This window comes from Paracoccus jiaweipingae, assembly GCF_044335505.1.
Classification (GTDB): Bacteria; Pseudomonadota; Alphaproteobacteria; order Rhodobacterales; family Rhodobacteraceae; genus Paracoccus.
The window spans coordinates 272,904-285,456 of sequence record NZ_JBISBS010000001.1 but is presented as its reverse complement, the minus strand read 5'-3'; the positions used below and the strand labels follow the sequence as shown (position 1 = coordinate 285,456).

At 64.7% G+C, this 12,553-nt stretch carries 10 protein-coding genes and 1 tRNA gene; 3 read left to right on the top strand and 8 right to left on the bottom strand.

The genetic code is table 11. From position 1 onward, the window contains the following. The first annotated feature begins 23 nt into the window (after positions 1 to 23). The gene (recJ, locus tag ACFXP9_RS01500; RefSeq protein WP_397208003.1) at positions 24 to 1,763 is read left to right on the top strand and encodes a single-stranded-DNA-specific exonuclease RecJ; all 1,740 of its coding nucleotides are present in this window, start codon (positions 24 to 26) and stop codon (positions 1,761 to 1,763) included. A 129-nt stretch (positions 1,764 to 1,892) separates the two neighbouring features. Further along, a tRNA-Glu gene (locus ACFXP9_RS01495) sits at positions 1,893 to 1,967 on the top strand. Between the two features lie 41 nt (positions 1,968 to 2,008). On the opposite strand, the gene ACFXP9_RS01490 is transcribed toward ACFXP9_RS01495, so the two are convergent. The 5 genes from ACFXP9_RS01490 to ACFXP9_RS01470 form a co-directional block, all read right to left on the bottom strand. After that, positions 2,009 to 3,088, bottom strand: a complete 1,080-nt coding sequence (locus ACFXP9_RS01490; protein WP_397208001.1) for a tyrosine-type recombinase/integrase — start codon at positions 3,086 to 3,088, stop codon at positions 2,009 to 2,011. 194 nt (positions 3,089 to 3,282) lie between these two features. Then, positions 3,283 to 3,504 carry a phage head-tail joining protein gene (locus tag ACFXP9_RS01485; RefSeq protein ID WP_397207999.1) on the bottom strand — a complete coding sequence of 74 codons (222 nt, stop codon included), beginning with the start codon at positions 3,502 to 3,504 and terminating at the stop codon, positions 3,283 to 3,285. A 1-nt stretch (position 3,505) separates the two neighbouring features. After that, entirely contained in the window at positions 3,506 to 5,275 is a 1,770-nt protein-coding gene (locus ACFXP9_RS01480; RefSeq protein ID WP_397209924.1) for a prohead protease/major capsid protein fusion protein, read from the bottom strand. Further along, a complete protein-coding gene (locus ACFXP9_RS01475) occupies positions 5,272 to 6,588 on the bottom strand; it encodes a phage portal protein (protein WP_397207995.1) in 1,317 nt (438 codons plus the stop codon). The genes ACFXP9_RS01480 and ACFXP9_RS01475 overlap by 4 nt, the downstream gene beginning before the upstream one ends. Continuing rightward, the gene (locus ACFXP9_RS01470; RefSeq protein WP_397207993.1) at positions 6,579 to 7,121 is read right to left on the bottom strand and encodes a hypothetical protein; all 543 of its coding nucleotides are present in this window, start codon (positions 7,119 to 7,121) and stop codon (positions 6,579 to 6,581) included. Before ACFXP9_RS01470 ends, ACFXP9_RS01475 begins: the two co-directional genes overlap by 10 nt. 151 nt (positions 7,122 to 7,272) lie before the next feature. Between ACFXP9_RS01470 and ACFXP9_RS01465 the strand changes: the two genes are divergently transcribed. After that, a complete protein-coding gene (locus ACFXP9_RS01465; RefSeq protein WP_397207991.1) occupies positions 7,273 to 8,571 on the top strand; it encodes an ATP-binding protein in 1,299 nt (432 codons plus the stop codon). Between the two features lie 121 nt (positions 8,572 to 8,692). Here ACFXP9_RS01465 and ACFXP9_RS01460 read toward each other — a convergent pair whose 3' ends face one another. From ACFXP9_RS01460 to ACFXP9_RS01450, 3 genes are all read right to left on the bottom strand, one after another. After that, positions 8,693 to 10,471, bottom strand: a complete 1,779-nt coding sequence (locus tag ACFXP9_RS01460) for a phage terminase large subunit family protein (protein ID WP_397207989.1) — start codon at positions 10,469 to 10,471, stop codon at positions 8,693 to 8,695. Beyond that, entirely contained in the window at positions 10,458 to 10,961 is a 504-nt protein-coding gene (locus ACFXP9_RS01455; protein ID WP_397207987.1) for a DNA packaging protein, read from the bottom strand. The genes ACFXP9_RS01460 and ACFXP9_RS01455 overlap by 14 nt, the downstream gene beginning before the upstream one ends. A 137-nt stretch (positions 10,962 to 11,098) precedes the next feature. After that, entirely contained in the window at positions 11,099 to 12,070 is a 972-nt protein-coding gene (locus tag ACFXP9_RS01450) for a helix-turn-helix domain-containing protein (RefSeq protein ID WP_397207985.1), read from the bottom strand. Positions 12,071 to 12,553 lie beyond the last annotated feature (483 nt).

Sequence of the window (12,553 nt, the reverse complement as noted above, 5' to 3'; positions counted from 1 at the left end):
GGGGCTTGGCCCAAACACCGGGCATGAGCGCCTTTCTTGATGTCACCTCATCGCTGTCCGGCAAGCGCTGGACCGGTCCCGACACCGCGACCGAGCGTCAGGCCGAAGCCCTGACCCAGCAGACCGCCCTGCCCCTGCCCATCGCCCGCATTCTGGCCGAACGCGGGGTGGCCGCGCCCGATGCCCTGCCGCATCTGGACCCGAAGCTGCGCGACCTGCTGCCCGACCCGCGCCGCCTGCGCGACATGGATATTGCCGCCGCGCGGCTGGTTCAGGCCGCCGGCACCGGCCAACGGATCGCGATCTTTGCCGATTACGATGTCGATGGCGGGGCCTCGGCCGCGCTGCTGATCGACTGGCTGCGGCAATTGGGCCAGACCGCCACGCTGTATATCCCCGACCGCATCGACGAGGGCTATGGTCCCAACGCCCCGGCCATCGCGGCCCTGGCGCAGGACCACGACCTGATCATCTGTGTCGATTGCGGCACCCTGTCTCATGACGCGCTGGCGGCGGCAGGCCAGACCGATGTGATCGTGCTGGACCACCACCTTGGCGGCGAAACCCTGCCCCCCGCGCTGGCGGTGGTGAACCCCAACCGGCAGGACGAAACCGGCGATCTGGGCCATCTTTGCGCCGCTGGCGTGGTGTTTCTGACGCTGGTCGAGGCCAACCGCCAGCTGCGCACCCAAGGCGGCGCACAGCCCGATCTGGTCGGGTTGCTGGACCTTGTGGCGCTGGCGACCGTGGCCGATGTTGCGCCGCTGGTCGGGGTAAACCGTGCCTTTGTGCGGCAGGGGCTGGTGATCATGGCCCGCCGCGACCGCCCCGGTCTGGTGGCGCTGTCGGATGTGGCACGGCTGGATGCGGCGCCCACGGCCTTTCACCTTGGCTTCATGCTGGGGCCGCGCATCAATGCCGGGGGCCGCGTGGGCCGGGCCGATCTGGGGGCGCGCTGTCTGTCCACCACCGACCCCGAGCTGGCGCGCAAACTGGCGCAAGAGCTGGACGAACTGAACCGCGACCGCCGTGCCATCGAGGCAGCCGTCCGCGCCGAGGCCGCAGCCCAGGTCGAGGCCCGCGCCGACCCCGCCCTGTCATGGGCGGCGGGCGATGGCTGGCACCCCGGCGTGGTCGGCATCGTCGCCGCCCGCATCAAAGAGGCAACCGACCTGCCCTCGGTCGTAATCGGGCTGGAAAACGGCATCGGCAAGGGCAGCGCGCGTTCGGTCGCCGGTGTCGATCTGGGCCATGCCATTCACCGGCTGGCGCAAGAGGGGCTGTTGCTGAAGGGCGGCGGTCACGCCATGGCCGCCGGCCTGACGGTCGCGCAGGCCCGCCTGCCCGATGCCATGGCCCGCCTGTCCGAACTGCTGGCCCCGGCGCTGGCGGCGCGCAGCAATCGCGGCAGCCTGCGCATCTCGGGCCTGCTGTCGCCGGCGGCGGCGGATCTGGACCTGATGGATATGCTGGACCGCGCAGGCCCCTTCGGTCAGGCCGCCCCGGCGCCGCGCTTTGCCTTTGCGGGGCAGATCCTTGACAGCGTCTCGACCATGGGCGACGGCCATCTGCGGCTGCGCTTTCGCGATGATAACGGCGCCGCGCTCGAGGCGGTCAGCTGGAACGCCATGGCCGGGCCGCTGGGACCGGGCCTGCTGGAATCGCGCGGACGGCGGTTCCACTTTGCCGGCAAGCTGGAACGCACCAGCTGGGGCGGTCGCGAACGCGCGCGCCTGCGGCTGGACGACGCCGCCGAGGCCTGAAATCAACGGCTTGGCGGGGTTTTCGAAAAAAGATGCGACGCGGGCGAAAAAACCCCTTGCGCCCCCCGCGTCGCTGGCCTAAACACCGCTCCACGCCGCAGGGCAGACAGCCTTGCACCGCGCCAGAGTGGCCCGTTCGTCTATCGGTTAGGACACCAGGTTTTCAACCTGGAAAGAGGGGTTCGATTCCCCTACGGGCTGCCACTTCATCTTGTTTTCTCCATAATAACAGCATGTTGCATGGCCTATTTGCCCAACCTTTCGCTTAGGTTGGACACATTCGTTCCGGTTTTGAGCCGTGGCAGCTTACCCATCCCGCTATCCGCAAGCCTTCCCCGGCCTGCCGCTTTGACATAGGTCGCGGCCTCCTTGGGCGTGGTGTGCGCAAGGAAGCTCATCACCTCGTATTCAGTCGCGCCGTGTTCGGCCAGTCGGGTTGCGCCAGCCTTTCGCAGCCCATGTGCTGAACAGTGATCCAGCCCCGCCGCCTTGCATTGGTCCTTGAACCAGTTCCCAAGTGTCGCGGGCTTATAAGGGCGGTCCCTATCCCCGTGGCAGAGAAACAAAAGGCGGTCTTGGGGAACCTGCGCCAGCTCTTCGGCCAACTCGGGCAAGATCGGCAGGTCAGCGCCTTGCCCTGTCTTGCCGCGTGAATACTCGATGCGTCCCGCCTTCACATTCTGCCAGCCCATTTTCGCAGCATCCTGACGCGCTGCGCCGGTGCAGAGGAATAGCAACATGGCCAGTCTCGCCTTTGATCCTGCCGGATGAACGGCCAGAAACTTTCCGATCTCGGCTTCGGTCCAGGTATGATACCCGGCGCCGCTTGTCTTGCGCCTTTCCGCATACTTCGCCGGATTGAAAGTGACGCCGCGCAGCCGGTATTTGATGGCATAATTGAACAGAAGTGACATTATCTTCACGATCTGATTCGCAGCCGTAGCGCCCTCTTCGCGGCTCGCAAGCGCTTCAATATGCGCAGTTTCCATTTGCTCAAAAGGAAGATCGCCAGCCTGCTTTCGCAGCCAGTCCAACTGCCCGCGAAGAGTTTTTTTCCGAATGTCGGACAGGTTCTTGTATCTAACACTTGCAAGGTAATGCTCGATCAGCCAATCGACCGTTCCAACCTTGGAAACTGGTTTCAGAATACGGACGCCCTCAATCTCGGCCTCATATGCGGCGCGAAACTCGGCGCTGCCATAGGGGCCGGGCAAGTAACAGTCGATCTTCCGCCCCTTGATCGTGCGGCGCAGCCGCCACTGGCCCTTGCCATGGCGGCTTTCTGCCCGGCTGACACCGGGAAAGGGATTTTTGCGCTTACCCATTCAACAGCCGGTCACAAGGATTCGGTCCTTTCGGGGACTTCGGCGCGTCTTGATCGCTAACGGTCAGCCGGTGTCGAGTGCCGTCCGCGTTTTCGACTTCCAGTTGCCAGTCCGTGACGCCGGCCCGCTGCATAGCTTTGGCGTAGCGGTCCAGATCATCTTGCTTGATTGCCGCACGACGATTTCCCATTTCCTCACACCCCTTTCGAGCTTGCAAAGCTGACCGTGCGGGGGGAAGCCCCCCGCGCGGTTGCGTTGGTGATGCGGCGGTCCAGATCGGCGATGGCTGCGGCCATTTCCGCGTCGCTGGTATAGGTGATGCGCTTGGCGTCGTATTCCAGCGTTCGGATGCCGCGCGCGCGGGCGCGGATCAGCTCGTCGCGCAGGCGGGCCAGCTCGTCGGTGCCGATGCCCATGTCAGCCCACCCGGAACCAGCCGCGGTGGTCGATCCAGCCGCAGCCAAAGTCCAGCCGCACCTTCATCTGGACCCCGTCCACCTCGAAGCCGGTTTTCGTCTCGACCTGCGGGCCGGGGGCGCCCTCCAGATAGGCATATTCCAGCCCGTCGATAAGGGCCGGGTCCGCCGCGACATACCAGCGGGTGCCGGGCGTCAGGCGCGGGTCCACCACCAGCGTCAGCTTGGCGAAGGGGTTGGCGTCCGCCGTCTTGCCCGCCTGCACGGCGGTCAGCGCCTTTTCCATCGCGGTTTCCAGATCGGGCGGCACCACGACAAAGCGCGGCGTCACGTCGATCAGATCGCCCGACAGGCCGGTCTGCTTGCGCATCGCCAGACGGGCGGCGGAAAGGTCATCCTCAAGGCTGGCGCCCGCCGTTTTCATGTTGCCATGATCGGCGTGGAACACCGCTTTGCCGTCCGCCATGGTCGGGTTGGCCATCAGGATCGCCGCCAGCTGCGCGGCCTCGAAGGCGCGCGCGGCTGCGCCCAGCCTGGCGGGAATGGCGGTGAAGGCGCCCAGATCGTCATTCACCAGCGCCTGCCGGGTGATGGCGAAAATCTTGCCAAAGGTTTCCAGCCGGTAGGATTCGCGGCCTTCCTTGATGGTGCCGTAGGTGTATTCGCCACCCTCGGCCACCTTGGTCAGCTGCGACAACCCGCCAAGCGCGATGGCGCTTTTCGCGCGAAAGTCGCGGATGGTGCTTTGCCGGGCCACCTGACGCATCCCGGACGGCGCGGCCTGATAGGCGCGGCGCAGCTCGCGGTTGACGGCCTCGCCCATGATCGTCGGGAAGTCGGAAGTCGAGTGATAGCCGATGCCCGCCGTGGCGCGGGTGATGATCGTGTCCAATGACATCCCGGTGGTGGACAGGCCCGCCCGTTGCAGGCTGGCGCGGGCGTGATCGACCAGCGACATATGGGCAAAGGGCCGCGCCGGTTCGGACAGCTGATGGTCCGGGTGCGACCGGGCATAAAGCGCCTCGCCCGCCCGCGCGGCGATCAGGGCCGGGTCGGTGTGATCGGCGGTGATCGTGGCCCGCGTGGTGCGGGTCGCGGTCTGCGCGCTACGCGACTGCATGGCCGCGAAGGCGGCGGTGCGCGCGGCGTCGGGCGTGGCCTCGGCGTCGATCTGGCCATCGCTCCATGCGGTGTCCAGCCCGGCGGTGGCGGCGATGCTGCGGATTTCCACGTTCATCTGCGCCCGAGTCAGGGTGGGGGTGTGCGGGGTTTCCGCCGTGATGTCGTCGGCTTCCATTTGATGTTCTCCATGACGGAAATGGGCGCCCGGATCGGCCGGGACGGGGACAATGGACACCTCAAGCGGGGTCCAGCGTTTTGCGGTGCGGATGCGGCGGTCGCCTTCGCGCGTGTCCTGCCATTCGGCCACGGAATAGCCGATGGACAGGCCGCGCAGGGTGCCGTCGCCAATGTCGGACAGCACCGCCTGGGCGGCATCGTTGCTGCGGAATCGGATGCGGACCCAAAGCCCCTCGGGGCGCAGCTCGGCAGCCTCGATCACGCCCAGCTGGTCACGGGTCGATGCCGAACGGTGCGCGTCCAGCACCGGCCCGCCGATCAGGCGTGACAGGTCCGCGCCGCGCAGGTCCAGCCGTTCCAGATAGCCGGGGCGCGCGGTTTCCGCGCCGGTTGAAACGATGGCCTCGATGGTGCGGGCCTGCGCGTCCAGCGTGGACGGGCGCGGCGTGATGGTGCGCAGATGGATGGTCATGCGGCTTCCCCCTGGCTGCGCGCGGCGTCGCGGGCGCGTTCCTCGTCCAGTTCGTCAATGTCGCGGCCCCGGCCCGCCACGACTTCCTCGCGCGATTTCAGCCCGGCGGTGATCGCGGCCACCTCGGCTGTGACTTCCTTGGCCGGGTCCACCCATTGCCAGCCCGGCGCGACAAAGCGCACGGCGCGGTAATCGGCCAGCGTGGCGGGGTCGGATGGGATGGCACCGGCCAAGGCGCGCGTGTCGATCCAGCGGCGCCACAGCGGGCGCAGGAACAGCCCTTCGATCAGGTTTTTCTGCATCATTTCGGCGCGGCGGCGAAACTCCAGCAGGCCCACGCGCGCGCTGGAATAATTCGCCTCGCCCAGATCGCCGGTCAGCGATTCAAAGGTCAGCCCCACGCCCGCCGCGATTTCGCGGTCCTGGGCGCGCAGAAACTCGACCGCCTGCGACAGGCCGGGACCGGGCTGGCTGAAGGTCACATCAGCACCGGGCGGCAGGATGCGCATGGCGCCGGGTTCAAGGCTGACATTGACCTGCCCCGCACCTGCGCCATCGTCAAAGCCTGCCGCGCCGCCCTCGGGGTCGCGGACAAAGCCGGTAATCAGCGCGGCGGTTTTCATCTGCATCAGCAGCGCGTCGGATGCCTCGTCGCGGTCGCGCAGTTTCAGCAGCACCGGCGCCAGCCACGACAGCCCGCGCACCTGACCGGGGAACAGCGCGTCAAAGACATGGATCATGTCAGCGGCGGGGATGCGGATGGCGGCGCCATAGATGGCGAAGGGATTGCCCGGCGCCTCGGGAAGGACGTGATAGGCGGTCACGCGGTCGGCGGCGTCAAACTCAATGCCCGCGACGATCCGCGCGCCGTTGCCCAGGTCGCGGGTCAGGTGCGGGTCCACCTGGTCGGCGGCAATGGGTTTCAGGCGCAGATTGCCGTCCGGTTCGGTGATGATCTGGATGAAGGCTTCGCCGTCGCGCACCAGCGCGCGCACCAGCGCAGGCAGGACGGGGTTCGCCGTATTCTCGAAAACATCGGTGAGGGCGCGGCGGGTGGCCGCGTCCGGGTGCTGGCTGCGCGCCTGCCAGCCCTTGCCGACCAGCGCCGCCACCCATGCCTCAACGATGCGGTTGCCGTAGGGCGTGTTCACATAGAGGGCGGCGGCGCGTTGCTGCGCGGCCCCACGCGCGGCAAGGGTCGATTGCTGCGGACTGCCCAGCATCGCAGCCCCCTGCCAGCGCCGCCCGCCGCCCCCGGCCTCGATGCCGGAACCGCCCAGCAGCGCGCCCGTGATGCGCTGCATCAGGCCCATGCGTTCGCCTCGGGAAGGCCCAATTCCTGCGCCCGTTCCAGCACGAAGTTCGCGGCGCGGGTGGCATTGGCCATGAACAGCCGCTTGCAGGCAAAGTTGCGATAGCCGTCGCCATCTTTGGCGATGATACCCGCAATCCAGCCGTCCAGATCGGCCAGCGGGCCGCAATAATGGCAGGGGAAGCGGTCGGGGGTGTCATCGTTCAGTAACCCCTCGAAGGCCGCATAGGCAATATAAATCGAAGGGCTTTGGGCGGCCGCATCTGCGACCGTTAAAGGCAGCACGGCAAGGCTGGATTGCACGACCCTGCGGGAAAAGCTCGGCCCCAGCCCGGTCGGATAGGCTTCCGGGCTTTCGGCGTCGATCAGGTCCATCATCAACCGCAGCCGGAACGCATCGTCCAGCGTATAATCCTGCCAGCGCGAAACGCGGTCATCGCCGCTTGCGAAGAACGGCAGCAAGTCGTCGCGTTGCAAAAGCTTGAACCGTTCGGCACCCAACCCGGTGCAATTCAGAAGGGCAGCGCGCTTCATAGCCTCTCCAATCCTTAGGCGTATCATCCCGACAACCCTGGATCGAGGCTCATAGCGAGTCAAGGGGTGTTGTCACCCCGTCCCGACCAGTTCTTGCTGTATGGCATCCGCCGGGTGTAATCTAATTGGCACACAACAATAGGTGGATCACTTGGCACGACTTGAAACGCTACGGGCAGTCATCAACCAAGAGCAACGCGAGTTTGGCCAGGCACTATCCAAAGTGCTTTCGCCCGCACGACCCTTGCAGTCAGAGGAGCTACTACGCGGGCGAGCAGAGCAACTCGCAGGTATTGAGCAAGCTTTATATGCCTCTGGGCGACATGTGTTGATCCATGGCCTTCGCGGTGTAGGGAAATCATCACTCGCCCAAACTGCCGCGTTCAAAATTGCAACCGGTCACGATCCGATCCTTGTAAGTTGCGACCCGCAGAGCACATTTAAGTCAATTATCAAAGATATCTTCGATGAGGTTCTGTCGAAAGACCCTCGCATCGCAGAAACAACTAAATCCAATGAAGCGGGCGGGGGCTTTTCCTGGAGTTGGCTTACTGTTTCGGGAAAGAAATCAATCTCGCAAAAAGAAAAAGAGGTTGAAGAGCCGCTATCTGTCAATGACTCCGTTCGCCTTCTGGATTTTTTAGTTAAGGCGCTTGGCGGAAATCCCGTTTTCGTCATTGATGAGTTCGACTTGATATCTTCTCAAGAGGTTCAGCGAGATTTTGCGAACCTTATTAAGCAGGTCTCTGATAAGCATGTTGAAGCGTGCTTCATCATATGCGGAATCGCAGAAAGCGCGGACGCGCTCATGTCTGCCCATGCAAGCGCAGACAGATACTTCCATGTTGTTGACCTTGGGCGACTTCCATGGGAAGCAAGAATGGAAATCGTGGAAGGTGCCGCCGAGACCCTTGGTATAGAAATCGACAAAAACACGGTTTACCGAATTGCAATGATCTGCGACGGCTTCCCGCACTATGTTCATTTTATCTCGGAGAAATTATTCTGGCAGGTATTCAATGCACATAATGAAGGAAAAGTAACGCCAGAGCTATTTGAGGCCGCAATGACTGACGCGGCAAACGCGATGGATATGAAGGCGCGAGGGCCATACGAGAAGGCGACTCAGAAATATGATGATAACTATAGTGCTATTCTTTTCGCGATGGCAGATGGTCACGAGCTAAAAAAACGCAGCACAGATGTTTTTCAGATATACGAGGCGATATCGCGCGCGACAAACAGAGAGCCGCTGACGCGGCAAAAGTTCAATAACCGAATGAACAGCTTGAAGCGCGACACCCACGGCAATATCCTTATCGGAAGCCGCCAGGGGTGGTATGAATTTTCGGAGAAAATGATCCGGGGGTATGTGCGATTGAAGGCTGAACAGGCCGGAGTGTTGCTAAAACCAGATCATCCAGCGGCAGCCGTGCTGTTGCAGCGATAAGCTGCTAAAATTGCGCGCCGCGCCCCTGCGCAGGGGCCGCGCGCTGACGGGGTTGTGACCGCACTCGCCGTCTTGCGGGCAGGCTTGACACCAGGAGCGGGTCCGGGGCCTGCACCCGATCTCATCGTTGCATCCAGCTGGACGCCAGCACCGGCGCCTTGCGGACGGGGGGCGGGGCCTCTTGCGCCAGTTCGGCCCGGCGCCCGGTCCAGTCGGGGTTGATGATCTGGCGCGCGGCCATCGCATAGACCAGACAATCCAGCGCCTCGGCCCGGCGTCCGGGGATGCGCTCGAAGGACCGAACCGGCTGGCCGCGACGATAGCGGACAACGGCGCGTTCGCTGGCCACCTGCTCGAACCAGACGGGTGGCAGATCGGCGGACAGGCGGATCGCCTCGCCCCGTGCCAGCCGCCCGAACAGCTGCGTTTTCGCCGTGTCCACCCCCACGATCCACAGCCGCGCGCCGGTGCGCGTCTTGGACCCGGCGCGCTCGATCAGCGGGCGGTTGCCTGCCGCGCCCTTGATCGCCATGACGCGCCGCCTGGTGCGCGGGGTGCAAAAGCCCGTCACCGCGTTCATGGTGGTGCCGTCGCCCGCATCCACCGCCAGCGCGTCGATCCCGATGCGCCCGCCAAGCGCATGGGGAAAGGTCTGGCGCAGCAGATCGTCCAGTTCTTCCCATGTCTCGGGCGCGTCCCATGCGCCCCAGATCACCCGATGGCCCAGCACGAAGGCCATGCCGCCCTCGCCCCAGCCCACCAGCGTCAGTTCCAGCCGGTCATGCTGCACATCGCAGCCCGCCGTCAGCGCCAGCGCCTCGGCAGGCACCGCGTTCAGCCCCCAATGCTCGGCCCGGCTGGCCATGTCATCCTCGGCCAGTTCCTCGCCCTCGGCCCGCCAGCCCTGCCCAAGGATGGTGTTGACGAAGGTTTGCAGCGTGGTCGGATCGTCCTTTGCCGCCAGAAACTCGCGCGCCAGCTTGCCCCATGCGGCGTTTGCGTGAAGCGACACCAGCGCGTTCAGCCGGAACCCAGCATGGCCCTGCACCTCGGGGCGCGTGGCCCGCCAGCGGCCCGCCGCGACCATGCCGGGCTTGTGGCGTTCCTCGATCTCGGCCCCGCAATGCGGACAGCGAAAGCGGGCCGATTCCGGCCGACCCTCGTCCCAGACGATATGATCCCAGAGGATTTCGGAAAGCGCGCCGCAATCCGGGCAAGGCACCTCGAAGATGCGGGCATCCGATTGCGCAAAGGCGCGCAGGACATGGCTGGTTTCCTCATGCACCGGGGTCGATCCCATGACGATCTTGCGATCCGGGAATGACAGGGTGCGCCGTTCAGCCAGCAGGATCGGCGATCCCTCTTGCGTGGCCTCCATGCCGTCCGCCTCGTCGATGAACAGGATGCGGGCGTTGTGCCGGCGCAGGTTGCGCGGTGCCTTCGCGGCCACGATTTTCAGCGAACCGCCGGGAAAGCGCCGTGACAGCAGCGTGTTGCGCCCGGATTCGTCTTGGTCATCGGACAGGGCGGCGGCAACGGTGGGGGATGCGGCAAAGATCGGTTCAATGTCGCTGACCATGTAATCGCGGCAATCGGCCTCGGCAGGCAGCAGGCACAGAATCGGCGCCGGTTCATTGGCCACGAAGGACGCGACAGCAGAGGTCAGCAGCGTAGTAAAGCCCACCCGCACCGGCTTGACCAGAGTCACCCGCTCGATGAACGGATCGCCGATGGCGTCGGCAATCTCGCGCTGAAAGGGCCACAGCCGCACCGGGCCGGGCTGCGCGGTGACGCCATCGGGCAGGCTGACGGCGGATTCGATCCAGTCGGACAGCCGCAGGCGCGGCGGCGGCACAAGGGCGCGGAAGGCGCGGGCAAGGATCGGGTCAATCGCTGTCATGGCCATTCCCCAGATCAGTCAGCGTGGCGCGGATTTCACGGTCCATCGCCTCGATGTCCGCCGCCGTCAGATGGCCCTGCGCCGCGCGCACACGGCTTGGCACCGCCAAGAGGCGCGACCGCAGCCCGCGCAGGGCATCGGCCCATGCCCGTTCCACCTCGACAGCAGCCACCAGATCGCCGCGCAGGGCCGCGTTCTTGATCGCCTGCGCATCCGCCTGTTCCTTGGCCAGCCGCGCGCGCTCGGCGGTCAGGTTAAGCGCCTGTTCCTCGCCGCCGCGTCCCGATGCGATGCCGCGCAGATGCGTGACATAGGCCCGCACGGTTTCCTCAAGGTTCCAGGCGTCCCGCCCGTGATGAACCGCCAGCCCGCGATGCTTCAATTCGGTCAGCATGGCAGGCGAGATGGCCAGAAGTTTGCACAGCCCCGCCCCGTCGATGCGATGCACCGGCGCGTCACCTTCCAACGGCAGTTCCGTCACAATCCGCATTTCAAGCCCTTGTATTTCCTTGCATAGGTTGAAGCCTCGCGCTCCGCCCCCCCGCATAGCAAGGGGCCACGAAGGACCCGCGCAGCCAGTGAAGCGGGCCGGTGATGGCGGGCGCTGGCCCGTTCATTGCCAATCTGTCAGCCCGTCGAAGCAAGGCGCACCTCCATCCGGGACATGGCCCATGCGAAGTATTGTTCAGTGATCCGCAGTTCGTGCCCGCCGCCCGACGGTCGCCTGAACGGGACTTCCCAGCCCCGGCCTTGGGCATCGCTGGACTTCATGCCCAGTTCGGCAAGCGTCGGATAGCCACGCCCTGACAGCCACCGGTTCCAGTCGGCTTCCCGGTCGCTGCCGTGGTGCGCAACCGCTTGCAGGTTCGTCACCGGACGCTGCGCCGCCCCGCTCGCGCGCGCATCCGCGCCCGCCCGCGCATTTTGGTTCATTCGTGGTTCACTATGAGACCCGCCACGGGTGGCACCCTTTTCCGCCATTTCTGGCACCCCTTTCGCGCTTTTGGTGGTGTGAAGGGGTGCCGCCGGTGGCACCCTTTTCGCCGTGTAAGCCGCCCGGCCCGCGTCCTGATGCGCGGCCATTTCGGTCACATTCTCGGGGATGATCGCACCCTTGGCCGGGTCCGCCGTGAAGGTAATGGCGGACGGTCGCCCGCGCCCATGCCCCTTGCTGCGGACGATCCAGCCACAGGCTTCAAGCTCGCCAAGCCCGCGCTGGACTGTGCGTTCCGAGTCGCCCGTTGCCTCACAGATCGTCGCAACGAAGGGGATGCATCTGCCGGTGGCATGGTTGGCAAAGTCGTCAACCAGGGTCAGGCCGATCAGCTTGGCCGCCCTGCTCAAGCGTTCGTCGCGGCGGATCGCCCGTTTCCAGCCCCAGCGGGCCTTGCCCCATTCCCCCCGCAGGCCATTCCCGCTTGCGGTGTGGGGCCGTTTCAGGCTAGCTTTCCGGTGTTCCTTTTCGGAAAGCAGATCGGCCCCGGTTGCGCCCGCCAGCGCGCCGGGGTTTTCTTGTGCCACCCCGTTTTTTGGGTTGGGCAATTCACGATATTCGCCAATGTTTTCAATGGGGGTCTTCGCGTGGGTTGGGCAACCCAACCCCCTTGATTTTGCTAGAAACTTAGCGTCCCCTACGGGCTGCCAGGTGCCTCCACAAAATAGACCACAGGCCATCTGCACGCTCGAAAATCGCGTGTATTTAATCTGCCCACTTATCATGCGTCCATATGAGGCCGTATGCATCGCCGACGATACCATACTGAGATATGGTATCGAAACCGACAGCCATACCATAGTTTTTCGACGCGTCTTCTGCGGTGGGGCGGCATCACCCAAGCGAACGCGAGACCGAAAATTATCACTATGAGCGATAAATTACTTGCGCACGACGCGAGACAGTCCTATGTCTTAACGTGTGATGAACCTTGCATGTGCAGAACCCGACAAAGGCTGGGGCCAGAGGCCCTGTGAAGGCTCAGTGCCTTCGATCAGCATCTGCGTCTCTGGCTGGACCGTGGCAGCGCGCCGCGCCCGCCCGGGACCGGGCGCGGCATGGAAGGGGTCAAACGTCGCTGATCGCAA